A 26,484-nucleotide genomic window follows, 5' to 3' on the forward strand; every position below is an offset into this window, starting at 1 on the left:
AGTAATAACTCCAAAGATTTCGTTAATGAACTCTGCCTGAGATACACTCTGCGTAGGGAGGAAGCATTTGATTAATAACCCATTGAAATAAAGATTTTTGCCCGAATGCTTCGCCCTTACAGGAAAAAAGTTCGATGAACCAAAGTTTTACAAAAGCCTGCCTCAAGCTGGATGAACGACTTGCAAAACCAGCTTGCCGCGTGGATGTCCGTGCTGGCTAACTTCCTGCGCTTTAGCGGCTTCTGCCAGTTCAAAAACTTGCTCAATAGACGCTTTGATCTGTCCGTCATCAATCAATTGAGCAATCTGCTGGAGCTGGGAATTTGCTCTAAGATTGGCGAAAACAGGAACCGCTTCAATGCCCTGTGGAATGCCTGATTCAGGCACACCAAGTGTCGAAACTAAAACGCCACCAGGACGAATGATTTGCCACGATCGCGCTTGCGTTTCTCCACCAACCAAATCAAGCACCACATCTACATCTTTTACCTGCTGTTCAAACGGTTGACTCGCATAGTCGATCGCCTGATCGGCACCCAGGTTTCTCAGATCATCAAGGTTCGCTGCCGATGCCGTTGCAATGACTCGTGCCCTCTTCCACTTGGCAAACTGAATTGCATAGCGACCCACTCCACCCGCGCCACCATGAATCAGCACGCTCTGCTCTGGCTGGAGATTTGCGCCATCAAACAACGCTTGCCATGCGGTGATTGCCGCGATTGGGATAGAAGCTGCGTGAATATAGTCAAGCGTTTTCGGCTTCGGGGCGATCGCGTCTGCATAGCCCACTGCATACTCGGCATAGGCTCCCGAAAGCGCCATGTCTGCTGTTCCATAAACCGCTTGTCCTGGTTGCAGTGTGGTGACACCATCGCCCACACTTGCAACAACACCAGCCACATCAGCGCCAGCAATCACAGGCAGCGAATAATCATAGACTTGTTGGAAAAACCCTTCACGAATCTTCCAATCGATTGGGTTTACGCCTGCTGCATACACTTGAATGAGGACTTGCCCTGCTTGCGGTTCAGGACGGGGTACTTCGTCGTACTTGAGGTTTTCAGCCCCGCCGTAAGCATGAATTCGGATTGCTTTCATCGTTGCCATTGTGACGTACTCCTGTGAATAAAATGGATCGGTATTTCATCAATCACTGGCGATCAAAATTTTGAATGTTACCAAGTAAAAGATTCATAGTCGCTTGGAATGCAAAACTGCGATCGCGCTGTTTTGGCGTTAAACCCTTACTTATACCAATTTGAAAAAAGAATGCGACAGATACACATCTCCAAAACCTTGTCCTGTCTAGATTCTTAATTCTTAATTTTGAATTTTGAATTTTGAATTGGTATTACCTACTCTGTTGACGATCCATCGACATACTGCTGACCACCGATCATAATGAATTCAACTGTGCTGGCTGGAGCAGCGAAATCCAATGAGGTAATTTCCTCTCTTTGAGCCTCGACTCGACCCAGTACAATGATCTCTTTTCCACTTGTGCCCGGTTTGAGACTCAGGGCGTGCGCGTCAAGCTGTACGACCACGCCACGCACCAAACTGTTACCCCTACCACCTTTTGTGATCACGTCCCCAAGCACGAGGATATTGCCAAATGGTTTACTGGTCTGTATCCCGATCGAGCCATTGCCATGAGTGGTAATGCTTTTGAATTCTGCATAAGCCAAGGTTCCATCGTATAGATTGAACCCCCGCGCCCCTTCGCCATAGGTTGCCAGGTCGCCTTGCACAATCAAAGTCTGCAAATCTCCGAAATTCACGAATCCGATTCCACTGGTTTCATGAGATATGATGGACTGCCGAGCAAGCCAAAGACGGACATTGCCCCAGTTATCCAACACCATGTCATTTGTCCCGTAAGTTGTTACAGGACTGTTATTGATCACTTGTTGAGCCTTCACGCCTGAGCCAACGAACACCCCGCCTGAGATAAGATTGCCAGTACCAGCCGGGATATTGCCATTAGTATGGATTTCGCCTGTGGTCAATAATTTAAGGTCGATCATGCCACCAGGAGAACTGGGCGCTGGTCCACCTTGAGGATCGGCGTTTGGAACAGTCATGCCGCCAAAAATAAAGATGCCGCTACCCCTCAACGGCACATCTCGCGTTCCCCCTGAGAGGTTTTCGGCACGCAGTGTCCAGCGACTTTGGGGATCGGTACAGCGATTGTAGATCGTTAGCGAACCCGGAACGACCTCTACGCCATAACCGACTGGACGATGCAGCGCTGAGGTGCTGTCGCCGTCATACACTTGAATGTCAGTGAGCACAAGGTCAGCGGTCATCACAATACTCGATTCCAAGTGCAGCCGACCGTAGACGATGAGATGCTGCAACTTGAGTTGTCCAAGGGTAGTCGTTGCCAGTTCCAGACTGAGCGTTAATCGGCTCGGATCTGATCGCAGTGTTAGGTTTTGGAGGGTGTTATTTGCCGTGAGCGCTACCCAGTCTGAATCTGGCTTGAAGACCAATTCTGCGTCAGAAGTTGTACCCACCAAATTTGAGCCTTCAAGAAGTGTAAATTTCTCTAAGTCATGAAGGCGACCAGCCACCTCGATTACAACATGTGTACGTTGAACCGCTTCAGCCAGAGAAGCTGCGTCCTCAACGACTACATGAGTGCCAACTGTGCTATCTGCCATAAACGACTCCCATTAGTGGTTGGATTTACCTCACTCACAATACAACGGTTTACTTGGTGTTGAGGCTTTAGTTAGAGTGAAAACAATTGACGCGCATTTCCATGAGCGATATGTAGACGGCTTTCGCGAAGCTCCACATAACCTACAAAAGTCTCACTATCAGGACGCCTTGAAGGTGATGTCTGCGCGATCAATAAAGGGCTGGAACAAGTCTACCGGCCAGTTAGGATCGCTCTTGGAGGTGCGCTCCAGACACTTCCAGACGCCATCGCGACGTTCAAAGACGTCGTCGTAGGTGCCAGTCGAAACGATTCCGACCTGTTCAGCCTTCCAGTACACGAACCATCGCCAATGCGCTTCGGCACTGTCACCCGATCCGGAAATTTCAAACGCGCCCATAGAGTGGAACCACTTGTCCATTGGGAAGACGCTGTGTGCGTAGTCGAACATCTGCTTCATGCCCTCAAAACCCTCGAAGGTTGAAGTACGTAGGTCGTAGACGTGGAATTTGGCCTCCGGCCAGTAAAGGCGGTTGTAGAGGTCGGCCTGCTCGCGCCCCCAACCCTTGTCGATACATCGCTGATGCATATTCAACTGCTCGAAGATGGTAAAGCGGTCAATCGCTGTGAGTTCGTTGTTCTGAGACATTGTAAATTCTCCTCTACGTTGAAATTCTTGCAGGCAATCGACGAGTTGATAGTGTTCTAGATTTGTTGTTAAGACTCCTGAAACGTCCAATGCATAAATTCTTCAGGCGAAGAGCAAAAAATATAGAATACCACCCTTTGTTGGTTTAGTCATAGCTATTTACTTGCCTAGCTATTTGATGCTGCCAGTCTTCCTCAAATTACATTCATTTCTGATCGTTGTACAAGTATCATTTTGTTGATGCTATCTTTCTTCTTAGGAAACTTTAGAACTACGATGGACACCTTAACGAGCATGAAAGTATTGCTTCAGGTGGTGGAATCGGGAAGTTTTGTGGCAGCCGCCGAGCGGCTCAACTTATCCACAGCCATGACCAGCAAGCATGTGATGCACTTGGAACGAAACCTTGGTGCACGTTTGTTGAATCGAACCAGCCGACACTTAAGTCTAACTGAGGCAGGAAGGGTCTATTATGAACAATGCCGGGAAATACTTGATAAATTGGAAATGGTGGAGGCAACGGTGAGGCAATCAGCCGTCGTCGCGCGTGGCGTACTCAAGATCAGCGCCCCAGTTTGGTTTGCTAACCCGTTATTCACTAAAGCCTTGGCGAAGTACCGCTCTCGCTATCCAGACGTTTTGCTAGATCTGAATTTGAACGATCGGTTGGTAGACTTGGTGAAAGAAGGATTTGACTTGGCGTTACGTGTCACGCCTGAGGAACCCGGTTCTTCACTGCTCACGCGACGCATTTGCTCAATTCAACTCATGTTGGTCGGCTCAACTGACTATTTGCAAAGAAATGGATACCCAAAAACTCCCAACGAACTATCGAAGCATGTAAGTATCAGCTATTACTACTCGCAGTTTGCTGATGAGATACTCTTTGAGGGTTATAACGGGCGGGAGACAGTCAAACTGCCAGTCTCGATCCGATCCAACAACACTATCATGCTGTATCAGGCAACCCTAGCCGGTATGGGGTTAGCGGTTTTGCCAAAGTGGTTGATTGAAGATGATCTTATCAGCCAACGATTGGTGGTGCTGAAGCTGGACTACACGTTGGCAACCTCATCTCTTTATGCTGTCTATACTAATCAGCGATACCTATCACCCAAAATAAGGACTTTCGTAGATTTTCTAGCTGAGCATTTTTCTGGCATCACCGAGAGCTTTGATTAGAGGATGTCTGAAAAGTTCTTGATAGGTGATTTTAGTCACGCAAGTTGCTTGAGCATTAAACGAATCATAGTCTCGTAACCCTGTCATACTTAATATTTTTTCTACTAACAGGATAGCGTTACGTGGGCTTTCTTACTTCTCAGACATTGTCATGACTGGGTATGCACGTATTACTTCAGCATTCGAGGAGCAGGGCCACGAGTAATATCTAATCCTGATACACGAGGTAGAGCGATTGTTTTGCCTGTTTGTGCCGCTTCGTAAATCAACGCGATTAGTTTTTGGTCTTGCAAACCTTCTTCACCAGGCGTATGAGGTTGTTTATTTTGAATCACACAATCCGCCATGTGATCGATTTCTAAAGCAAACTGATTCTTCTCACCTATCCGCACTTCGCTAATGTTTTCAGCCATGCTATTGGTTGGCGATTTGCGCGAAATCATCATTCGCAAACCGTTGTAAGAAAATCCCGGATCGAGCTGCGCCCAAGCATCAGAACCAAAGACGCGAAAGCGGCGCGCTTCGTGGAAGCCGTAGCTAGTGGAGCAAATCCCTAGTATCCCACTGGGAAACCGCAGCTGGAAGGTGACACTTTCTTCAACTTCTTTGAAGCGCGGATCGCCAGGAGTACTGAAGATTTGGGCGCTAATTGCGATCGGTTCCTCTCCCGTCAAATAGCGAGTTGCATTCAAGCAATAAACTCCCACATCCGGTAAAGAGCCACCTCCAGCTAAGGCACGTTTCAATCGCCATTGATTTAAGTCACCGCCTTGGTTTTGTCCGTTATCTGCCTGAATCACCTTCACAATTCCCAATTCTTTGCTACGGATCATCCCAATCATGGCGCGATGATGTGGCTCATATTGGCAGCGATAAGCAATCATCAGCTTGCGATCAGCTTGTTTGCACGCATCGATCATCTGTTGAGCATCTTTGACTGTGGTTGCCATTGGCTTTTCACACAGAATATGCTTTCCAGCTTTTGCACCACGCACCGTATATTCCCGATGCATACTGTTAGGCAGTACAATATAAATCACATCAACTTCTGGATTGTTGCGGAGATTGTCGTAATTCTGATAGTTGTATATGTTCTGCGGTTTAATGCCATACTGCTGGGCAACTTGATTGGCTTTAGCAGCATCACCACTAACCAAGGCAGTTGGCTTTGCTAGTTTACATTCTGCAAACGCAGGCATGATTTCTTCTAATGTCAGTCTGCCAAGTCCGACGATCGCAAATCCTAAACGTCGCTCTGGAGGTAATGCAGTTGGTGGCCCCCCTGTCTCAACCTCAGTTTTTTCTGAGATGGACGGAAACTCAATCTGAGGCGGCAACGTTCCTCCGCGTGGAGTAGCTTGCCCAGTTGGCTGTTGGGCAGCAACCTCTTCGCCCATACTACCAATTGCAGCCGCTGAAATGGCTCCTAACCCAGCTGTAGTCAAAATCTGACGACGAGAAAATTCTCCTTTAAACAATTTAGACATCGTGGTTTCTTAATTATTAATGGTGAAATTTTGGATTTAATACAACAATTCGTAGCAAATTCAATTTGGGAATACCTTGCAATGCCATTGCATCGCCTAACAATAACATTGCGTTGCCTGACAACACTATTGCATCACCTAACAATGCCATTGCATCGCATAACAATGGCATTGCGTTGCCTGACAATGACATTGCATCGTCTAACAATGGCATTGCGTTGCCTGACAATGCTAATGCGTTCTTTTGCAATTAAAAATACTACGCTTTTGAGCAAACTTTACTTAGAGAACTCCAAGAAATAAATTATCTAATTCCTTTAAGGGTTATTGGTGTAGATAATTGGTCTTTTAAGACGAGATAAATCGCTTCTCGACATCAGGGTTTTGAGCTTATCTGAACTGTGTTGATTGCTCAAAACCTTGAAGCAATCGGGTTTATACTCCAATACCGTTCAGTTAAGCATCTTTTCTTCACCAAAACAGTACTGAGTGCTGAGTCAAAAAGTAATAATCCGCACTCAGCACAGAAGGTTTGAAGCCCCTACTTTTAAGTATGGAAGAAGAAATAAATATTTATTTCAAGCGGAAAGTGCTACAAGAAATAATACGTCCTTACTTCAATCCCCCGTTTCGCTATGAGGTTACTCTAAGCCGAGGCACTACTGAAGCTTGAGACTTAGGGGACAAGGATAAGAAGGACAAGAACAAATTTCTCCCTTGTCTCCCCCCTCCCCCTTGTCTCCCTTAACTGATATTACGGGGTACTAGTTGGAGTTGGAGCGCTACTTGGAGTTGGGGCGTTAGTTGTAGTTCCAGGATTAACAAGGGAACTAACCTGTTTCAGGTGTTGTTGGAGGGTTGGTAACGTTTTAGCTGCAAATGCTTTCACATCTGGATCTTGTCCCCCTTGAGCTTCAGTTTGAAATGCGGAGACATCATTTTGATGATCTTCAAGCATCTGATTCAAATATTCGCGGTCAAAGCTAGCACCAGAAAGGTTAGATAAGCGTTGCTGGACTTGCTTATTTGTGGTATCGAGACTAGTTGGCAGGGTTACACCTTTTTTAGCCGCCAACTGTTTAAGTTGATTGTTCACTGGGGTGTGATCTTTAACCATGCGCTGTGCAAACTGTTTTACCGCCTTGCTAGTTCCACGTTTTAATGCTAGTTTTCCTAATTGGACTTCTGCTAAACCACCTTGAGCAGCTTCAGTCATAAACTGTTTGTCTGAAGAACTGGGGGTATTTTGCCCTGATGTAGTTGGTGATGCAGTTGGGGATACAGTTGCAGATGGACTTTCTGTCGTTTGCACAGATTGAGCAGGTGGAGCTTCTGATGTAGTTTGGTCATGGGGCGTAGTTGGTGTACAACCACTTGCTAAAGATAAGGCGATCGCCACTATACCAGTAGATAATATTTTGAAGTTGGACATAATCAATAGTTTTCCTTGAATAAAGCTAGATTTTGAAACGTTGAATGAAAAACAAGTGCGATCGCACAGTTAAGTAAGCTACAAACAAAGCCGATTGATTAATGTGAAGCAGATGCCGCCGATACAAATTGTGCAAATAGATTCAACATTTCCCGATTGAATGCCGGGATATCATCTGGCTGACGACTTGTCACCCAGTTTCCATCTACTACAACTTCTCGATCTACCCAGTTACCACCTGCGTTACGAATGTCATCTTGAATCGTGTAATAACTAGTTAAAGTGCGTCCTTGCACCAAGTTGGCAGATATTAATTCCCAAGGTGCATGACAAATCACAGCTAATGGTTTATCTGCTTGCTGCATTTGCTGTAAGAAGGATTGTACTTTCGGCTCTATTCTCAGCGTATCGGCATTGAGTGCGCCACCAGGTAACAACACAGCATCATATTCGCTTGCTTGTACTTCATCAAGAACTCGATCAACACTTACAGTTGTACCTTTATCGTGATGTTTAAACGCTTGAATTTGTCCAGATTTTGTTGAGAGAATTTCAACTTGTGCGCCAGCTTCTTTGAGTGCTTTTACGGGTTCTGTGAGTTCGGCTTCTTCAAACCCATCGGTTGCTAATACTGCAACTCGTAAATTTGTTAATTTAGCCACGATCATCTCCAGTTTTTATTCAATAACTTACTATCTGCAAGTCAGCCTCTTTGTACCTTCCTATAACATTTCAAGGCTTTGAGGATAAATACATCTTCCAATCGATAGACCCAGCAGCAATAAATAATCAGACAATAGTCAATCCTCTGGTCAAGTGATACAAAAAATGATTTTGAGAGGATATGCGTAATATCATGTCCGCATAATTAGTTATGATTTCCCCAGTCATTGCAGCCCTCCCCAAAGTATCGGCGACGGTGTACACACATCTTGGTAATGAAGCCCAAACTTTGAATTTACCTATTAGATCGTCATTAGTCATTTGTGTTTCTAAAGACAAAGCACAAAGGACAAATGACAACCCTCACTATTTAATGTGCAATTTTCTTTGCGTAACAGCTTATTAATATTTACCCCAGCCAAGCTGGATTCATGGCTGTACTATCATTTTGGGTTGTGGTCTTATATCGTTCGTACTGCCCTTTAGCTGCTGCTTCACGGGTACGCGCTAACAGTGCTGTAACTCGTGTTTGATCCATTGGCGCAAACGTGCGAACCGCCTCAAAGGCTTGGTCTAAAATTTTCATACTATCGATGCCCGTAATTACAACTGAGGTTGGCAAATTCATTGCGTAGTGCAGGCATTCGATCGCACTGACTGTGTTGCTTCTAAGAATATAAGACTCTCCGATGGTTTTCATTGCCAAGACACCAATATTGTTTTTTACTAGTACAGGTAAAACCTGGTGTTCAAAACTTCTAAAATGGGCATCCATCACATTTAAAGGCATCTGCACAGTATCAAAGCGGAAACCATTTTGTGCAGCAGTTTCCAGCATCTGAAGGTGAATTTGGGGATTCTTATGTCCTGTGAAACCGATATAGCGAATTTTACCTGCTTTTTGTGCTTCAACGGCTGCCTCCATTGAGCCACCGGGAGCAAAGACACGATCGGGGTCTTCAAAGCGGAGTATTTCATGATGCTGCAATAAATCGATGTGATCGACTTGCAAATCTTTGAGCGATTCATCAATCTGCATTTTGGCAGCAGCTTTGGTGCGACCGTCGATTTTCGTCATTAAAAAGACTTTTTGGCGATAACCATTTTTCAGAGCATTTCCCATCCAACGGTGGCTACGTCCATTATGATAGTCCCAAGAGTTATCCATAAAATTGATGCCGCGATCAATAGCACTGCGGATCAGCTTAATACTTTCTTGCTCTTCTTCTATTTTTCCAATGTGATATCCCCCCAAGCCAATCACAGATACCTGTTCTTTGGTGCGTCCGAGGTTGCGGTACAACATATCGCCGCGTCTAGTAGCAGCCGGTGTTTGGGCTAGCAGTTGAGTATTATCATCAACAGGTTCTGCTTGAGTGAGGATTGGTTGCAAAAATCCTTCCGAAACTGCAAGTCCTGCTGCCACTAATCCTGAAGCAGAAGCAGTTTTTAACAAGCTGCGTCTACTGATTTCCATAATTGTCTCCTACAACAAACAACAGGAATGAGCCGTATAGTATCACGGTAATCTGGCACAGAGACTCTAACTAAGGTGTGTTTTGAAACATATTCCCCAAGATGCATTCACAATGCTTGCCGATACATTCACAATGCCAGTCGGTACATTCATAATGCAAGTTGATGTATTCACAATGCTTGCCGATGCATTTACAATGCTTACCTTTTGTTTGAGCTTGTCCGATTAAAAACTTTCTTGAACCCTTTCCCTGATTGGTCGCAGCAGGAAACAGACAGCAGTTTTCCTCCTGCCCTCTGCCTCCTGCCTTTATTGATAAACAAAAATATTTACAGTCATGGCAAGTAAAGCGCAGCCTCAGAAGACAAGACAAGCAACGCCAGCCGTTGCGATCGCTGTTTCGGCTGCGAAGAGTCTTTTGTCAATCAAATCGATTGATGTGTTCTGCACTATTTGGCGTTGCAGTTTATCAGAGATGCGATCGCGCTAACGTTAAAGAAGATCCACGGCAAAATATCTTTTAACTTCGTATCGGGCGCTTGCGTTCGTCTGCTACAACGCGCTTGTTAGCCTGTAATCACAATTACGTAGGCGTGTTTCTATGAAAATGGTATTTATGCCAGAAGAATGAGGAAATTCCCTAGAAATCGAGAGAAACTAGAAATTAGATAGAATCAAGAAGAAATCTCACAAGCTGTCTATGCAATGGGTTGATTTTCTAACCAATGAAGCTGCTACTCATAGTTTATCCCCAGAGCAAACGGCAGCTTTTGTAGAGCGTTTGAAGAATGAAAACTTAGGTAAGAGTCAGGTGAAACTTGCCAGTGAATTGAATATCGGTGTTGGTGTTTTCAAAAAGCTGATGACTAAGGTGTATAACAAGTTTGCTCAGAGTTATCCTGAGTTAGCGACTTCTAAGAGTCGGGGCAAACTAGAAAAATTACGGGCTTGCCTGAGAGCAAAATATAATGGCAAGCAAGACTTCGGCGCGAGCGCTCAGTCGAACGCTGCCCACACCACAATCAAAGAAATTCATCAAAATATTCCCCCTGCTGTTCCATTTGAAAAATTTGTGGGACGTGAGGCAGAACTACAAAACCTACACTCCTCATTACAAACATCTGGGCAAGTTGCCATTGTAGCTGTGGCGGGTATGGGTGGTGTGGGAAAAACTCAACTGGCTACCCAATACGCCAAACAGCACTTGCAGAATTATCAAGGTGGGGTTTGCTGGTTATCAGCACAGGGAATTGATGTCGCAATTCAGATTTTCAGATTTGCCCAATTGAAATTTAACCTCATTGTACCGGATGAGTGGGAATTAGCAGATAGGCTGAGATACTGCTGGGAGAATTGGCAACAAGGTGAAGTGCTGCTGGTGTTCGATGATGTCACTGACTACAAAACACAGGTTCAGCTTTATCTACCCCCAGAATTACCCAGGTTTAAAGTATTGCTGACAACGCGCCAGGGATTTGATAAAACTTTGCCGCAATTACCTTTGGATGTCCTCAAACCATTGGCAGCAATGAAATTATTAAAATCCCTGGTTGACAGGGAACGACTTAAAAGCGAGGCTTGGGTTGCCAGAAGAATTTGTAAATTCTTGGGATATTTGCCTTTGGCGTTAGAGTTAGTGGGGCGATATCTGGATACAATACCAGATTTGTCTCTGGAGATACTACTAAAGCGGCTAGAGAAAAAGCGACTGGAACAGGAAGCAGTAGCTAATGCTAACCCATTGATATGTTATGAATACGGCGTTGCTGAAGCTTTTGTATTGAGTTGGGAACAGTTAGATGAGAAAGCACAAGGCTTAGGCTGTTGGCTGAGTTTGTATGCTTTGGATGACATTCCCTTATTTGTTGAGGCGATAGAAAATGACGATGAACAAGAATTCTGGGATAAAGCTATAGCCCAGTTGCAAAAACTGCATTTAATACAATGGCAGGCTAAAGGAATTTATCGTTTACATCCACTGATTCGGCAATTTTTCCAAATGAAGTTGGAAGAGTCAAGTGAGGCAGATAATGTGAAAACTGCTTTTGTCGCGCTGCTGGTAGAAGTGGCAAAGCAAATTCCTCAACAGTCTAACCCTGAAGATATTTTCAATCTCAATTCCGCTATTCCCCACATTGCAGAAATTGCAACCCATCTATCCCAGTATCTCAGTAACGAAGATTTAATTTGCCCTTTCACAGGCTTAAGCTGGTTTTATCAAGCTCAAGGACTTTATCAGCAAGCAGAACCTTGGTACAAACTATGTATTGAGGTAGCTGAAAATCGTCTTGGTTTAGAACATCCCGATGTCGCCACTAGCCTGAACAACCTTGCAGAACTGTATCATTCTATAGGACGGTACAGCGAAGCTGAGCCTCTGTATCAGCAAGCTTTGTCACTGAGAAAACGCTTACTGGGAGACAACCATCCCGATGTCGTTACTAGCCTGAACAATCTCGCAGGACTCTACAAATCTACAAGACTCTACAGCCAAGCCAAGCCCTTGTTTGAGCAAGCTTTGGAATTAAGCAAACGCTTACTAGGAGACAACCATCCCTTTGTCGTCACTAGCCTGAACAATCTTGCAGCACTTTATTATTCTATAGGACGGTACAGCGAAGCCGAACCCCTGTATCAGCAAGCTTTGGATTTGAGAAAACGCTTACTGGGAGACAACCATCTTGATGTCGCTACTAGCTTGAATAATCTCGCAGTACTCTACGAATCTACGGGACGTTATAGCGAAGCAGAACCTCTGTATGAGCAAGCTTTAGAATTGAGAAAACGCTTACTAAAAGACAACCATCCCGATGTCGCCACTAGCCTGAATAATCTCGCAGAACTTTACCGTTTTACAGAACGTTACAGCGAAGCCGAACCTCTGTATGAGCAAGCTTTAGAATTGAGAAAACGCTTACTAAAAGACAACCATCCCGATGTCGCCACTAGCCTGAACAATCTCGCAGAACTCTATCGTTTTGCAGAACGCTATAGCGAAGCCGAACCTCTGTATGAGCAAGCTTTAGAATTGAGAAAACGCTTACTAAAAGACAACCATCCTGATGTCGCCACTAGCCTGAACAATCTCGGATTACTCTACGGTTCTACAGAACGCTACAGCGAAGCCGAACCCCTGTATCAGCAAGCTTTAGATTTGAGAAAACGCTTACTGGGAGATAACCATCATCATGTCGCCAATAGTCTGAATAATCTGGCATTACTCTACAAATTTACAGGACGCTACAACGAAGCCAAACCCCTGTTTGAGCAAGCTTTGGCTATTTGTGAGCAGACTTTAGGTGTAGGTCATCCCAATACAATGACGATAAGGGGAAATTATGCAATCTTTTTAAGAGAAATATATCGCTAGCGATTGCACCTTTCCAACAAATCACACCATAACCCTTCAGTTGTCAAATCTTTGCCCAACTGCAAAGAATAATTGATGCCATATAAAAGTTGTAGTTTAAAGTTTAGGAGCGTAGCCGCTACGCGTCTACACTCCTTCTTTTCTTTTCCTTCTCTGCCAAACGCTGCGCGTAGCTTGCTTTCCCGTAGGGGTACGCGCCCTACCCTTCGGAAAGCCACTACCCTACGGGAATGCTCCGCGAACGTGTCTATGCGTCCTTTACGGTTCGATTCTCATGCCCTTTCATATCCAAAGTACAGTAAAAAATAGAGCGTAGGCGTAGCCCGTTTATGTACTTGACACTACTTTGCGGGGCGCTAAAAAGCCAAGGACAATTGCTACCAAGAACAATGCTGGAACATCACCAAGCAGGTGTCCATGTTCAGCAGGGTCAATTACTGCATGTATTGCCATGATCAACCCGTGGATTACACTTGATGTGACGGTGAACCAGATTAAACTCAGGTGAGCTTCTGGTTGCCTTGAAGCTAATAGCAAAAAGACACCAAGCGTCGCATAAACACCAATGATCATCTGTTCGTATTCGTGCTGACCTGGTTGCCATAACCAACCCGATGCCCAGACCTGAGTTAGCGGATAGATAAGTAGAAAAGCTATTCCAATCAGAACCAGAGCGATTCGTAAGTACCGATCGCGCCCATCCATTGTTTTAACCTCCGCAATTTTCCAGTACAGTCTCTACAAACAAAACTGTATAATTTTGTGATTGTATTCCTACTAATGACACTTCAGCTTTGGAGTGTTAGAAATTTTAATGCTCTTCGTGGTTTAAAACTGATTTAACTGTGAATGCAAACCGATGCATTCACAATACTTACTCTTTGTTTAAACTTGCCCGATTTAAAACTTTATCTCAGTTGTGTTCAAACATATTAATTTTGGCGGGTAGGGGAAGCAGAGAAGCTTTCTAGCAAAGGGAAAAATATCACAGATGATTGCAACTTGGTATTAATCAACTTAATTGAAGGTAAGTTCGACCAACACAACGGTATTACGATCGCGATCGCCTGTAGCTGCCATTAACCAGATATCCGATTGCTTGATGCGGTTCGTCCCTAGAATCGGGGTTGCAACTTAGAAGTCAGATATCTCGTTTCACTGTTTACTCTGCGGCTTGCTGTTTGCGCCGACGGATATAGGCACAAGCGACACCTGCAAGCGCTAGACCTGGAATTGTAGTCGGTTCAGGAACAGCAGACGTGTTCGTTTCATTTGCGGTAGATAATCTCAAGGTAAAATCGACAGGCGAGCCATCGCTGACCGTGCGCTCAATGCGGAACACTTCACTAGGGTTGACGCGCGCGCCTGTGAATGTTGCAATGGAGTTGTTTTCAGATAGCGTCACCTTGTAAAGGTTTGAAGTAACAGTGCCAAACTGAGCATCAGGGCTTAACAGACGATACACAATATCACCGACAGAGACATCCAAGTTATTCAGGTTATTGTTAATCCTTAATGCAGATCCCGATCCCGTCGTCTGAATAGGACTAACAAATGGCAGGGACGTAGCTCCTTGCTGGGTGAAAGTGAAGACTGATTCACCCAAGGGAGGCGCTGGGAGAACGTCTAAGGCTTGATTGACGAGCGAGACTGCTTGTGCAGCCGTTGCAGTGCTAGCTAAGGCAGCTAATGCTACAATAGTCGAGAGTGCGAACTTTTCGGTTTTCACGATTTGGAATGGACTCCTAATTAGAACTACAATTATCATCCCCTACTCAAGGCAGCTGGAAAACTGAGCGATCATTTAAGAAAACCAGATTTGATTTTGTAGAGATAACTAAATATTTATGGTTTTTCTACTAATTTACTCTTACCACAGTATCCTTAAAAATCACTAGCAGAATAACAGATTCACTAAGCTTTTTGTTGTCTTATTTACTGGCTTCACAAAAACTTTAAAGTAGTTGATCGCTCTGTTAAGTCACCTCAGTAGATTGAAAAATGAGTGCGATCGCTAATCGGATGATTGAGCTTTCATCGTTTCGGCGATGCCTACGGCTGGCTACGCCTACGCATTTGCAGTATTCGGCGTTGCAGTTGATCACAGATGCGATCGCGCGATTCCCTAAAACTTACCTGACACAAATAACCTTTGCAACTCTAACTATGTTCGTTTAAGTGTACTAAGATTGAGAAAATAACTCCATGTGTAGCTGACGGGCACATCTAACCGTTGGAGGAGTACAAAAGTAAAGCTAACACTTGCTCAATAACACTATGGTTAGAAGCCGTGCTTTATCCTGTCTTGAAAACCACTCGATATTTCAGCACAAATATCAAAGATTATGAAGCGCATCCATGTATTGGCTGGATGCTGGCTTAAACGTCCGTGCCAAAGCAGCGAAAGCGCAATTGGTTCAATTGCAGGTGGTACTGGTTGCACAACTAAATCTTTGGCATAGGAAGACAATGTAATTATACCAATTCAAAATTCACGCATTAAGAAAGCCAGACAGAACAAAGGTATATCCGTATGTATCTGTCGCATTCTTTTTTCAAATTGGTATTACTTGACAAACTACAGTGACTATAAAATTACTCTGTCTAAGAATTGCAGGCACAACACTAAATCGATTTACCGTCATTGCAATCTGCCTGCGTAACCCCTGACTCTCTAAAAGTACATCGACAAATCCTGTTGATTTCCCAAATAAGCTTACTAAAAGATGCTTTGCACTTAAATAGCTATAGCTCTGGGATTTTCTTGAAACCAAATCTCTACTGGTAGTCTAGTTGCTAAATCTATCACTGTTCCCATTGAGTAAAAAGGAGAACAAGAATGTTGTTCCCCAACGAATGCTTTATATTCTATGCCATTGAAAGCAGGTATAAGTTTTTAGCGATCGCCAAATTTCAAATAACTGCAAATCAGTTTTCATCTCGCCCGTGAACTTGAGCTGGTGGACTCGTTGCTTCAACAGCAGTGAATGTTTCTAGAATTTTATAGGTGTGGCTAGCTCCTTTTGGTACTATCCAAGAACTTCCAGGCTCTAATAAAATTATTTGCCCTTCAATATGTAATTCTGCACGACCATTGATTACATAACCAACAGTTTCATATTCCCGTGCTGTTGACTCTTTAGGTTCGTTCGGTTGTTCATTTTCCCACAGACGCATGGAAATGCTTTTGCCAGATGCAAGATATTTTTGACCAAGTTGGCCTTTAGGGGAATGACTAGAGTCTACTTTACTAACGGTTTTATCAGACATATTTTTTGCCTCTTTGATAGTTTTAACTTTGAGCATGGGGAATGAGGCATTGGGCATTGATTATTATCCTCTGTTCCCCTCCTGCCCCTCATACTCTTCACTCCCCACTCCCCATTACGGTTTGAGTACAACTTTGATGCAGTTATCTTTCTTGTCCTTAAAAATTTCGTAGCCGTGGGGCGCTTGTTCTAGAGGTAAGCGGTGAGTGATGATAAATGTTGGATCGATATCACCGTTTTGGATGTGTTCTAGCAAAGGTTTTAAATACTTGTGGACGTGTGTTTGTCCCATTTTCAAGATTAGACCTTTATTCATCGCAGCACCCATCGGCACTTTATCTACAAAGCCACCATATACACCCGGAATTGATACGTGACCACCTTTGCGACAAGACACAATTACTTGTCGTAATGCCGTCGGACGGTCTGTTTCTAAACGTACTGCTTGCTTTACCTGGTCGTACATCGCCATAAAATCTGTGCCGTGTGCCTCCATTCCCACTGAATCAATGCAAGCATCGGGGCCACGACCGCCAGTCATTTCTTTGAGTGCTTCGCCTACATCTACTTCTTCGTAGTTAAGAACTTCAGCTTTGCCGTATTCTTTAGCCATTTGCAGACGTTCGGGAATGCGGTCAAAGGCGATTACACGTTCTGCACCTAGCATATATGCACTTCTGATGGCGAATTGTCCCACAGGGCCACAACCCCAAACGGCAACAATATCACCAGGTTGGATGTTGCAGTTTTCGGCTGCCATATAGCCTGTGGGGAAAATATCTGTTAAAAATAGTACTTGCTCATCCGTTAACCCATCAGGTATTTTAAATAAGCCGACATCGGCAAAGGGCACTCGTGCATACTCTGCTTGACCACCAGCATAACCGCCAAATAAATGAGAGTAGCCAAATAGACCTGATGGAGAATATCCCATTTGCTTTTCTACTAACCAAGCATTAGGGTTAGAGTTATCGCACAACGACCATAAATCACGATTGCAGAAAAAGCAGTTACCGCAGGAGATGGTGAAGGGAACAACTACGCGATCGCCTATATTCACATTTTTAACTGCACTTCCAAGTTCTACAACTTCCCCCATGAATTCATGGCCAAGGATGTCACCCTTTTCCATTGAGGGGATGTAACCATTGTAAATATGCAAATCAGATCCACAAATTGCTGTGGAAGTAATTTTAATAATGGCATCACGCGGGTTAATAATTTTAGGGTCAGGAACTGTTTCTACCCGTACATCGTTTGCTCCATGCCAGCAAACTGCTTTCATAATTATTTGTTCCTCTGATAATTTCTGACTCATTCATATCAAGATAAATTTAATATTTATCTTGATTTTGAGACGCGATAGTTATCGCGTCTCAATAATTGCTAAAAAGTTATTCAACAATTTTTGAGTCAACAATTTCGACTCAAAATTTGCTAATCCTCTAGCAACTCTCTCTTTAGTTAATTGCTAGAAGGAGTGCGATAATAACCTTCTCTACTTTTACTAAATGATGAAGTTTTATTTTCGGTTTTGTTTATAGTAGGATCAAAAAACTCTCTTGTCGCTTCAGGAGGTTTTTCATCCAAGTTTAACTTTTCGCGGATATTATCAACAGTGCTTTTTATGGGATTTTGGGAGTTTTGAGTATTTTCTATTTGGCTATCGTTTCTAATTTCACCTTGCTCATTTGGCGCTCCTTGGTAATAAGTGCCCTCTGGAGTATTAACATCAGCTAGTGCTATGTTAGTGTAGCTAAAAGCCTGACCCAGTAAAAACATAAATCCTACGAGGAAAACTACAAGGATTTGGGAAATGCGAATATTTTGCAGCCATGAAATTACTCGATTCATAAAAAACCTCAATTGCATTATGTTGGATGTACAATTCAAAACACTGAATGACTATTCACCATTCAGATTGTAAGAATAACTTTGATGGAGTTATCCTTTTTTTTGTTGAAAAATGTGATGGTCTTTTATACCAATAGCACTAATACAAGCATCGGACTAAAGACACCAGTCATCTGTTTCAACACTTCGCCAGCATTAACTTATTCACTTCTGCTTTGGCAAACTTTTTAGCCATTTTTAGGCAGTTGGGAAAGCGATCGCTATCAATCCCTTTTTCAACGCTAATCATGGAAACTACTTGCGTCCACTTGCTTGACCTTCGATGGTGGCAATTTCACCTGCTTCCATTAGCATCTTGAAGCGGCGTAATTCATCACCAATTTGCTGTTCTGGTTCTTCACCGAAAAGTTTAGCTACACTAGCTCCCAATGCTCCACCTGGTGGGTTATACTCCAAGACAATCTTTACTTCTGTACCGCGATCGCCTGGTGCTTTTTTAAAGCGGACAAAACCAGAATTATCAACATCTGCACCTTCTACAGAAGCCCAAGAAATAAATTCATTTTCTCGGTCTTCGAGGACCTCTGCATCCCATTCCACACTATTACCCAAAGGTGCATTGGCTATCCAATGAGAACGTTTTTCATTATACACCCTTACATATTTGAGGTGCTTCATAAATGTGGGCAAATTCTCAAAGTTGTGCCAAAAACGATACAATTCTTCTGCCGATTTATTAATTGTTACCGTCTTTTCTATTTTGATGGGTTGGTTTATCCCTATTGCTTCCTGTGCTTGCTGGATTGTGCTTTGTTTAGTTGCACCTTGATAAATCAAACCACCACCAGCCAAAGCTGTTAGCACTCCCCGCAAAGAACCTTGTTTTAAACCCATCAACACCATAGCACCACCACCGATGAGAGATGCCCAACGCTCTACTTCACTAGCTTCACCCTGACTGGTAGTAAGTTTATCGCCTGATGTCGAAGTCACTTTTTTATCTCTCCATTACATATAGTAGATAATTCTAGATAACTCCACAAATTAAATATGCGTTATCCAAAACCCCTGTATAGACGTAGTATTACATCTATACAAATTCTTTTTCGCCAGATGTCTAGTGTAATGTCTAAGTTAGTTTTGAGGGTCTGTAGTAAGCACTCCAGCACTTAGAAAATAAAGACTAAAGTCCTTACTACAAGCTTATTTACCCATTAATTCTAAACTTGACAGAGGTCTAGTAAAATAACCAAAACGCAAATACTCATCAGAGGTTAAGCGTAGCTTACTTCTTCATAGGAGTATGTTATGCAACTCTGCGATTGATTACATTGATATAGCTGCCCCTGTAGTCGGCTTCGGAGGTGGAATCTGAGCGGTTATCCGCGCTCGATACAACTCTACTAATTGCTGTTCAGATTTCATTAAATCCTGAGAAATTCCTTTGAAAATAGCAGTTGCTACTGGGTCGGTGAACATTACACACAAATTACTAATATCGCCAATACCCGTTTGCACATCCCCCAAAGCGGAACGTAACTGATATATGTCATCACTTCCTGTCAAGGCAGTTTTTACCTTGGCATACTGATTGGCAATATTTAACCCTGATGAGGGTTTCTCGCCCAAATACTGAAGATAGGTTTCTAATTTTTCAATGTGGCGTTGCTTATTAGCAATAATTTGTTGAAAGAGGGATTTAACTTCGCTATCTGATTCCTTTTCAAAGTACTTTTCAAATGCTTCGAGTGAATAACGTTCACCAGTAAGGGCAGTATTTAAACCTTTGCTAATATCACCTTTAGTTGACCCACCCCAAGCATCAGCTAGTTTCCACCATTCAGCAGTTGTGTCTTTTTCATTTGGCAATGCAACATCTTTTCCACCATAACCCAAACGGCTCAAAATAGCTGTGGTGAAAATTGCCAAGTCTCCAGGTTCGCGAGATGTAATCAAATTTCCATCAACTACCAACGGCTCATCTAAATAATTTGCACCAGCGTTAGTGATATCTTTGGCAATAGCGCTAAACCCAGTGGCTTGCTTGCCTTTAAGCAAGTCGCCTTCAATCAAAACTTGTGGCCCGTGACAAACGGCAGCAACTAATTTTCCTTGTTGGATAGCCTCTTGTACGAAACGTACTGTATTAAGGTTGCGTCGCATTTTATCGGGAGCCATACCACCGGGAATCACTACTGCATCAAATTCGGCTGCGATCGCTTCTGTTGTGGTACCGTCGGCTTCTATACTAAGTTTGCCAAGTTTACCCTTATATTTTTCATTCATTCGGGAACCAAGGACTACGACCTCTATTCCTGCTTGTTTGAATCCATTATATGGAACTGTAAATTCTGCATCCTCTACTGCTTGTTCAATAAGGATAGCAACTTTTTTATTACCTGGGTGATTGTTCTGTTCAGTCATAAATGGTGTTACGTTTTTATTTCTCTAGTCTTTAACTAGTTACAAAAATATTTATCGATGAAGACAGCTAAATAGCCAGACTTGTACTGAGTAACCAATTTTGAATTACTTATCCTCACAATCTGCCTCCGTTACTCAGATAATTTTTGAGTACTTCATTGCTTAGCATTTACTTCATTGTTTAGCATTTAGGTAATTAGAAATATGAATACTAGGTGAAAATGCTAAACTTAAGACTTTATTTTGCTCTCAACTATTTTTGTCTAGCAGAAAATAGTTATGAGTTAGAAGTTCGCTAATGAATAATTTCAGGTTGAATAACTTCTAACTCATAACTTCAACTACAAGTTCCTTGACCATGAATTCATAGCTACAATCTTATGGTGCGATCGCTAGTTTAGCGTCGTTCTCAGGGGATAGATTATTTTATCAGCTATACACCTCTAGTTAGACAAATTGGTGACAAGAAAACGTTATTGTAAAAATGCAGAAAAGGGCTAGTATCATGGCAGAAAAAAATCATAATGACAAAATTAAAAGTAATGATTTGCCACAAGAGATTACCGAATCCTACGGTACTGGTGTGAAAGACTTGCCGGGATACAATATCGGCGGACGCTCTATGCAGGACGAAAGGGACGAGTATACAGAAACTAGTCCGAAACTGACTGGTGGAGATGTCGATGCTTATTGGCAAGATGCAGATGCAGTTGGGGATGAAGCTGTTGGTGGTACTACTTCCACTCCCGATCAAAATGTAACTGAGGACTTAGAAGCAGCAGTAGGTCTAGAAATGGCTGATTCTGAGTTTCTGCATACCAACGATATTTTAGAGGATCGTGATGGCGATCGCTGGGAGTTAGATCCAAAGTCTTCTGAAGACTATCAAGACCGATGAGAATAATTACCAATTACAAGAAGCAACTAAATTAGCCACTATCTCCACTAATTCTTCTGGAGCGATCGGTTTAGATATATGAGTGTCAAAACCAGCTTCCAAGGCACGGATACGAGCCTCACTATCAGCAAAGGCTGTTAAAGCAATAGCCGGGACTCGTCCATAATTATTTGGTTTAAGCGCACGCAATTTGGAGATGAAAGTGTAGCCATCCTCCCCAGGCAACCCAATATCACTAATTAAAACATCAGGTTGCAATTTGGACAATACATTGCGTGCATCATCTGCTGATATCACTGCTATAACTGTTGCTCCATCCATTTCCAAGACAGTAGTGATAAAAAAGCGAGTATCATCATCATCCTCAACTACCAAGATATCTAAACCAGTAAGAGCTCCAGAAGTTTGCATAATAAATGACATTTTATCCTTACTTGCTGTATTCGTAATCCGTAATTAAAAAAGTACAAAGCAAGCAGTGATTACAACTACGAATTACGTTAGCGAGTCCGCAAGCATCATTATCAATTACGAATTATTATGACTTTTATTTCCATTAGAGCTTGCTTTAGAGCAGATTTTGGATTTACAAAAGTAGATTGATGTGCTCGGAGTGTTGATGAGATACTGAAGCAGGCTCTTTTAACAAGAAATGATTTAACACCATAATTTCAAACATATAGCTTGATGATTACTACTGCTTCATCTATTTTCCTACTGGAAGACGACTTCGCACAAATGAAATTCAAGCTTCATTGGAAAGTCCTCACTTATCTCGATTCTCAGCATAATTCAGAATTCAGGAGCGGAGCCGGAGACGCTCCGCCTCCGGTCAGAATGAATTTTGTACGACTAGCAAATAGCGTAGCGTAAAGCCTTCTCTTCTCTTTCAGAGACGCTAACGCGTAGCTTGCTTCTCCGTAGGAGTAAGCCAACGCTTAGAGCGAGTCCACGATAGCGCAGCGGTAGCGAGTATTCGAGCGTTGCGTCTGAACAAGAAAGTTTAAAACCCCACTAAATTAAACGCGAGTTAGATATTAGACCTCTTGCATAAATCAAAAATAAAGAATCCCACTCCGCATTTGAGTAAAGCAAACGCTCCCCTCCCCGCTTGCGGCTATGCGTTACCCACATCTTTCTTTACAATCTTGAAACCCGTGTTCTATAACCATCTTAGTCACTGAGTAGTTAGGCATACTTGACAAATTCGCTTTGAATATTCTCGCTAAAACCGTGTTTTTATTGAGAATGAACAATGAACGAATCAGGGTTATAAAAACGTGAGTGAATACTCTGGCAAATGTTAAGAAAGATCCGGGTAATGGATAGCCGCTTGCGGGGAGGGGTTGGGAGTGGGGTGTTAGGGACTTGTTTTGCAAGAGGTCTATTATTGAAATAGCAATTAGGAATTAGTGAGTTGAGGTAAAGCTATCCGTTTCGATCAAGGATAAAAATGATAAGGGCTGACTCATATTAGCAGCAAAGCCCAGAATTCCTGGATCTCGATGTTCGTAAAGTAACTGGCCTTTGGTATCAAACAGAAAAGTTCCACCACGCTGAGTTAAGTAGGCAGAATTAGGTACATAAGTATGCCAATTGCTGAGAACTTCCACCATATTCCGTAGCCGTAGAGTAGCTAATTCAAAGGGACGTTGAAACCCACTTTTGCCAGCTAATTGGAAAAACGAGCCTTTAAAAACAGGTAGAGGAGTACCCTGAATAATTTCATCATCTTCAATGAGTTGAGGGGCTTGACGATCTCCCCTGTATCCCCGAAAAACTTCTCTTAGCGTTCCAGGACTTCCAAACCCTGCACACATTAACACTAGATTTAGCCAAGCTTTCTGAGCAGGAGAAAGTCCAGGCAGAGGAAGATTTAGACCTGAATAAAGTTTGAGTTGATGATGTAGTTCTCCATTAGGTTCAACAAATAAGTTTTCAGGTGGAAATCCTGTATATTCACAGAATCTTGTTCCAGAGGCGCGATTACCAATTCCCACTGCACGAATAGCGAGTTTTCCATCTGACAATTTTTTAGCTTCGCGCTGTAACCACCACGCATATTCAAGACTATCAAAATCCCCAAGTTGTGGCCAGACTAAAAAAAGGATATATGAGGCAGTCTCGCAATTTTCTAGTAGGGGTTGGGTCATGCCATCACTAACACGCTGAAGTCCGGTTTGATTAAGGATAGTGTAAGGATTCATGACAGGGTATTGAAGTAATTTTAGAGACAAATATTTTATTTATCACAGGCTTTGTCATGTGGTGGTATCGCAAAAGACCTACGATTAGTTTACTTACAGAAGTGAACGCTCAAAAGTAGAAACGCTTGTATTTTATCTTTCAACAATTTTTACTTGCTTAAGCACAACGCTGCAATGATATAGGTGATCGCTTTGACGATATGAGTAACTCTTATGAAGCTTCCAGCTATGTCCGCACAGATGCCGCCATTGGCTTTGTGATTGTATTAGTGAAGCTAACTTTCAGCTATGCGATGGCGTTTCTATTCTGGTAGGTGATTGGGGTCGATACCCTGTGATCGCAAAAATGCTTCCAGTCGCTCTTGTTTTTGTTTTGCTTGAACTTCTCTAAGTTCTGCTTGCTCCTTTGCCTGTCGTTCTGCTTCTTCTGGCAATGGGACAAGCTGACCTTCGGCGCTAAACCAGCGCAACTGTCGCTGATGAATGCCTAAATATAGACTTAGTTGCCTACTCCATAGCCAGCCTGTGTCTGTGGGAGCGATTGCTTCATATTGACCATTGACTAGATCAAACCCCGCAAATTCCATAGTCTCTGGATGAAACCAGAAATAGTTAGGTACGCGCCACACATCCTGATATAATTGCTTCTTTGCGCCTCGATCCACTGTGGCCGTCGAGCTTGAGAGTAACTCAATTACTACATTTGGGTACATACCCCCTTCTTCCCAGATTGCCCAACTGCGGCGATCGCGCTTCTCGGCTCCCAAAACCACAAATACATCTGGTCCTCGGAAGTCGCGCTTTTTTAGCTGTTGTTCGTTATAATATACTGTCAGGTTGCCAGAGATGTAGAAATCTGGGTGATCGCGCCACCAGAATTCTAGTAATCGGATCAATAGGTCAATCTGGCGACGGTGAAAATCTGTTTCCAAGGGTGGCTCATCGCTATATAAATTGGTAGGAGGGAACTTAATTTCGTCAGTGACTTCCTCACAAACAGATGGTGGTGGATTAACATCAAGACCAACCATTGCACGGCTCTCCAGCAAGACTGTTGCTAATAATATAGCTTAACGAGAATTGAGCAATATTTCATCCTCACTTCTAAGTCAGCGATCGCAAAAGCCCTACGACTAATTTACCTACAGAAGCGTTCGCTGTTTGATTTCTCAGATTTTTTATCAATCTGGAGCTAACTTTCAGCTATGCGATCGCAAAAGACCTACGACTAATTTACCCACATAAGCGATGCCTACTAGTACCGCTGCGCGGAAGTCACTCATTCAAAAGTCAAAAGTCAAAAGTCAAAAGTATTGTATTCCGGGCTTTCGCGTCATTTGAAATGGTGAGGCAGTCGCTCAGAGGGGGTTCCCACGCCAGTTGCTTCAAGTCGGCAGAGCCGCCCAACGCACTGGCTCCCCATGAGGAACTGCCGTTAGCGCAGCGTTAGCGAGCCTGCGAGCGTCACCCGAAGGGGTATGTTTATTTACGCCGTGTTCTACTAGACTAATCTTTTACGTGTTAACTAAACACTGAGCATCAAGGCACTGCAATACAATCAACTTACCTGCCTCTAGCGCCTGCTTTCCTTTAGCTGATATCATCATCTCTCATGTACTGCGACCTATCTATAGTGCCTGCGTAGGCGCAGCCCGTCGTAGACATCGCGGTTGTTAACACCTCCCCACAACATCCGTCAAATTTACCGTCAGGCGCTCAAATTTATATTTTCCCACCTACTTGAGAAGTATTATCTATAAATGCTAGTTTAAATCTAAAGCTAGCGGTATAAAGACAGCAGTGGTACACATCATTGACAAAGCCGAGTACGAAAAACAATGGCGAGCGAATGCCCAATATTTAGATCCTGATGATAGTGCTGATATCACCAAAATTTGTCCAGAGAATTTTGGTAAAGGATATGAAAGAGTTATTCGACTGCGTGGGATAGAAATACTCATAATTAATCAAGTACTTTACCAAGATTTAGATATTTTTTATCCATCTGGCAAAGTCGAAGAATTCCTAGAATTTGGCTTTAATATGTCTGGTCAACGTGGTATCGTTCCGAGTTGTACAAATTTTCTGGAGTTTGTTCCACCAGGATGGAAGGATGAAGAAGCTATATCTGAAATGAAATCTGGCGATCGCATTGTTAAAATCGATATTGCTTTCAATCCTGCCGATTTCTTAGATAATTATGTTCCAGGATATCTGAGCAATTTACCTCCAAACTTAAGACAAATTTTAGAGACTCCAGATGCTGAACCTTATTGGGAAAATGATGATACAATCACCCCCCAGATGCGAATTGCACTAGAGCAGATTTTGAAGTGTCCTTTTCAAGGAGTAACTAAACATCTTTATTTAGAAGCTAAGTGTTTAGAATTAGTAGCTCTAAAAATTGAACAATTACAGAGCAAAAAAGAATCTATTGCTCAGTCCAACATCCTCAAATCTGATGATATCAATAGAATTCATTGGGCAAGAGAAATTTTATTGAAAAATCTTGCTCATCCCCCATCGTTACTAGAATTAGCCAAAGAAGTAGGGCTGAATGACTACAAGTTAAAACTAGGATTTCGTCACTGTTTTGGAACAACAGTATTTGGCTATTTACATTTACACCGTATGGAACTGGCGCGTCAATTACTTTTAGAAAGCAAGATGAAAGTTCAAGAGGTGGCGCGTGCAGTTGGTTATGCAAATCAAAGCCGTTTTGCTGCTGCTTTTTGCAAGCGTTTTGGCACTAATCCCAAGTCTTTTAAAAAATAGTTTACCCTACCCTAACCATTTGTATAGCAAATTGCTAGCAGTTATTGTAAAAAATCCGTTTGAGGCTCAAAAAAAATCCGTTTGGGAGTCAAATTAGTCTTACCAACAACTCTGATTCCAGATAATCTTTTT

25 protein-coding genes are annotated in these 26,484 nt (G+C 42.9%); 6 read left to right on the top strand and 19 right to left on the bottom strand.

Annotated elements, in window-relative coordinates; translation table 11 throughout:
* Nucleotides 1-162: 162 nt before the first annotated feature.
* The 3 genes from V7K56_RS25080 to V7K56_RS25090 form a co-directional block, all read right to left on the bottom strand.
* The gene (locus V7K56_RS25080) at nucleotides 163-1,107 is read right to left on the bottom strand and encodes an NADP-dependent oxidoreductase (protein ID WP_334914686.1); all 945 of its coding nucleotides are present in this window, start codon (nucleotides 1,105-1,107) and stop codon (nucleotides 163-165) included.
* Nucleotides 1,108-1,355: 248 nt separating this feature from the next.
* A complete protein-coding gene (locus V7K56_RS25085) occupies nucleotides 1,356-2,666 on the bottom strand; it encodes a hypothetical protein (RefSeq protein WP_334914688.1) in 1,311 nt (436 codons plus the stop codon).
* A 159-nt stretch (nucleotides 2,667-2,825) separates the two neighbouring features.
* Entirely contained in the window at nucleotides 2,826-3,314 is a 489-nt protein-coding gene (locus V7K56_RS25090; protein ID WP_334914691.1) for a nuclear transport factor 2 family protein, read from the bottom strand.
* Between the two features lie 276 nt (nucleotides 3,315-3,590).
* Between V7K56_RS25090 and V7K56_RS25095 the strand changes: the two genes are divergently transcribed.
* Nucleotides 3,591-4,496 carry a LysR family transcriptional regulator gene (locus V7K56_RS25095; RefSeq protein ID WP_334914693.1) on the top strand — a complete coding sequence of 302 codons (906 nt, stop codon included), beginning with the start codon at nucleotides 3,591-3,593 and terminating at the stop codon, nucleotides 4,494-4,496.
* 170 nt (nucleotides 4,497-4,666) lie between these two features.
* Here V7K56_RS25095 and V7K56_RS25100 read toward each other — a convergent pair whose 3' ends face one another.
* From V7K56_RS25100 to V7K56_RS25120, 5 genes are all read right to left on the bottom strand, one after another.
* A complete protein-coding gene (locus V7K56_RS25100; protein ID WP_334914695.1) occupies nucleotides 4,667-5,983 on the bottom strand; it encodes a Gfo/Idh/MocA family protein in 1,317 nt (438 codons plus the stop codon).
* Nucleotides 5,984-5,999: 16 nt separating this feature from the next.
* A complete protein-coding gene (locus tag V7K56_RS25105; RefSeq protein ID WP_334914697.1) occupies nucleotides 6,000-6,197 on the bottom strand; it encodes a hypothetical protein in 198 nt (65 codons plus the stop codon).
* Between the two features lie 540 nt (nucleotides 6,198-6,737).
* Nucleotides 6,738-7,415 carry a DUF4142 domain-containing protein gene (locus tag V7K56_RS25110; protein WP_334914699.1) on the bottom strand — a complete coding sequence of 226 codons (678 nt, stop codon included), beginning with the start codon at nucleotides 7,413-7,415 and terminating at the stop codon, nucleotides 6,738-6,740.
* A 98-nt stretch (nucleotides 7,416-7,513) separates the two neighbouring features.
* A complete protein-coding gene (locus V7K56_RS25115; protein WP_334914701.1) occupies nucleotides 7,514-8,083 on the bottom strand; it encodes a type 1 glutamine amidotransferase domain-containing protein in 570 nt (189 codons plus the stop codon).
* A gap of 404 nt (nucleotides 8,084-8,487) precedes the next feature.
* Complete coding sequence (locus V7K56_RS25120; RefSeq protein ID WP_334914703.1) at nucleotides 8,488-9,555, bottom strand: aldo/keto reductase; 1,068 nt, start codon at nucleotides 9,553-9,555, stop codon at nucleotides 8,488-8,490.
* 337 nt (nucleotides 9,556-9,892) lie between these two features.
* On the opposite strand from V7K56_RS25120, the gene V7K56_RS25125 reads away from it, so the two are divergent.
* Both V7K56_RS25125 and V7K56_RS25130 read left to right on the top strand, forming a co-directional pair.
* Nucleotides 9,893-10,045 carry a hypothetical protein gene (locus V7K56_RS25125; protein ID WP_334914705.1) on the top strand — a complete coding sequence of 51 codons (153 nt, stop codon included), beginning with the start codon at nucleotides 9,893-9,895 and terminating at the stop codon, nucleotides 10,043-10,045.
* 210 nt (nucleotides 10,046-10,255) lie between these two features.
* A complete protein-coding gene (locus V7K56_RS25130; RefSeq protein ID WP_334914707.1) occupies nucleotides 10,256-12,925 on the top strand; it encodes a tetratricopeptide repeat protein in 2,670 nt (889 codons plus the stop codon).
* A 327-nt stretch (nucleotides 12,926-13,252) separates the two neighbouring features.
* On the opposite strand, the gene V7K56_RS25135 is transcribed toward V7K56_RS25130, so the two are convergent.
* Complete coding sequence (locus V7K56_RS25135) at nucleotides 13,253-13,630, bottom strand: DUF6632 domain-containing protein (RefSeq protein WP_334914709.1); 378 nt, start codon at nucleotides 13,628-13,630, stop codon at nucleotides 13,253-13,255.
* A 457-nt stretch (nucleotides 13,631-14,087) separates the two neighbouring features.
* On the bottom strand, nucleotides 14,088-14,654 hold the full coding sequence (locus V7K56_RS25140) for a PEP-CTERM sorting domain-containing protein (protein ID WP_334914711.1): 567 nt from the start codon (nucleotides 14,652-14,654) through the stop codon (nucleotides 14,088-14,090).
* Nucleotides 14,655-14,926: 272 nt separating this feature from the next.
* Here V7K56_RS25140 and V7K56_RS25145 point away from each other — a divergent pair, with 272 nt between their 5' ends.
* The gene (locus tag V7K56_RS25145; RefSeq protein ID WP_334914713.1) at nucleotides 14,927-15,103 is read left to right on the top strand and encodes a hypothetical protein; all 177 of its coding nucleotides are present in this window, start codon (nucleotides 14,927-14,929) and stop codon (nucleotides 15,101-15,103) included.
* A gap of 103 nt (nucleotides 15,104-15,206) precedes the next feature.
* Here V7K56_RS25145 and V7K56_RS25150 read toward each other — a convergent pair whose 3' ends face one another.
* The 6 genes from V7K56_RS25150 to V7K56_RS25175 form a co-directional block, all read right to left on the bottom strand.
* On the bottom strand, nucleotides 15,207-15,395 hold the full coding sequence (locus V7K56_RS25150; RefSeq protein WP_334914715.1) for a hypothetical protein: 189 nt from the start codon (nucleotides 15,393-15,395) through the stop codon (nucleotides 15,207-15,209).
* A 458-nt stretch (nucleotides 15,396-15,853) separates the two neighbouring features.
* Nucleotides 15,854-16,195, bottom strand: a complete 342-nt coding sequence (locus V7K56_RS25155) for a cupin domain-containing protein (RefSeq protein WP_334914793.1) — start codon at nucleotides 16,193-16,195, stop codon at nucleotides 15,854-15,856.
* A gap of 114 nt (nucleotides 16,196-16,309) precedes the next feature.
* The gene (locus V7K56_RS25160) at nucleotides 16,310-17,479 is read right to left on the bottom strand and encodes a zinc-dependent alcohol dehydrogenase (protein ID WP_334914717.1); all 1,170 of its coding nucleotides are present in this window, start codon (nucleotides 17,477-17,479) and stop codon (nucleotides 16,310-16,312) included.
* Nucleotides 17,480-17,658: 179 nt separating this feature from the next.
* Nucleotides 17,659-18,048 carry a hypothetical protein gene (locus V7K56_RS25165; RefSeq protein ID WP_334914720.1) on the bottom strand — a complete coding sequence of 130 codons (390 nt, stop codon included), beginning with the start codon at nucleotides 18,046-18,048 and terminating at the stop codon, nucleotides 17,659-17,661.
* Nucleotides 18,049-18,342: 294 nt separating this feature from the next.
* On the bottom strand, nucleotides 18,343-19,041 hold the full coding sequence (locus tag V7K56_RS25170; protein WP_334914723.1) for an SRPBCC family protein: 699 nt from the start codon (nucleotides 19,039-19,041) through the stop codon (nucleotides 18,343-18,345).
* 333 nt (nucleotides 19,042-19,374) lie between these two features.
* Nucleotides 19,375-20,472 (bottom strand): DJ-1/PfpI/YhbO family deglycase/protease, encoded by a 1,098-nt coding sequence (locus V7K56_RS25175; RefSeq protein ID WP_334914725.1) that lies wholly within the window; start codon nucleotides 20,470-20,472, stop codon nucleotides 19,375-19,377.
* Nucleotides 20,473-20,977: 505 nt separating this feature from the next.
* Between V7K56_RS25175 and V7K56_RS25180 the strand changes: the two genes are divergently transcribed.
* A complete protein-coding gene (locus V7K56_RS25180) occupies nucleotides 20,978-21,370 on the top strand; it encodes a DUF6335 family protein (protein ID WP_334914727.1) in 393 nt (130 codons plus the stop codon).
* A gap of 6 nt (nucleotides 21,371-21,376) precedes the next feature.
* On the opposite strand, the gene V7K56_RS25185 is transcribed toward V7K56_RS25180, so the two are convergent.
* The 3 genes from V7K56_RS25185 to V7K56_RS25195 form a co-directional block, all read right to left on the bottom strand.
* A complete protein-coding gene (locus V7K56_RS25185; protein ID WP_334914729.1) occupies nucleotides 21,377-21,781 on the bottom strand; it encodes a response regulator in 405 nt (134 codons plus the stop codon).
* Between the two features lie 998 nt (nucleotides 21,782-22,779).
* Complete coding sequence (locus V7K56_RS25190; protein ID WP_334914731.1) at nucleotides 22,780-23,577, bottom strand: peroxiredoxin-like family protein; 798 nt, start codon at nucleotides 23,575-23,577, stop codon at nucleotides 22,780-22,782.
* 302 nt (nucleotides 23,578-23,879) lie between these two features.
* Complete coding sequence (locus tag V7K56_RS25195) at nucleotides 23,880-24,608, bottom strand: Uma2 family endonuclease (protein WP_334914733.1); 729 nt, start codon at nucleotides 24,606-24,608, stop codon at nucleotides 23,880-23,882.
* A gap of 769 nt (nucleotides 24,609-25,377) precedes the next feature.
* Here V7K56_RS25195 and V7K56_RS25200 point away from each other — a divergent pair.
* Entirely contained in the window at nucleotides 25,378-26,352 is a 975-nt protein-coding gene (locus V7K56_RS25200; RefSeq protein ID WP_334914735.1) for a helix-turn-helix domain-containing protein, read from the top strand.
* Nucleotides 26,353-26,484: the final 132 nt, after the last annotated feature.

Origin of the sequence: Nostoc sp. (assembly GCF_036917535.1) — a bacterium.
Classification (GTDB): domain Bacteria; phylum Cyanobacteriota; class Cyanobacteriia; order Cyanobacteriales; family Nostocaceae; genus Nostoc.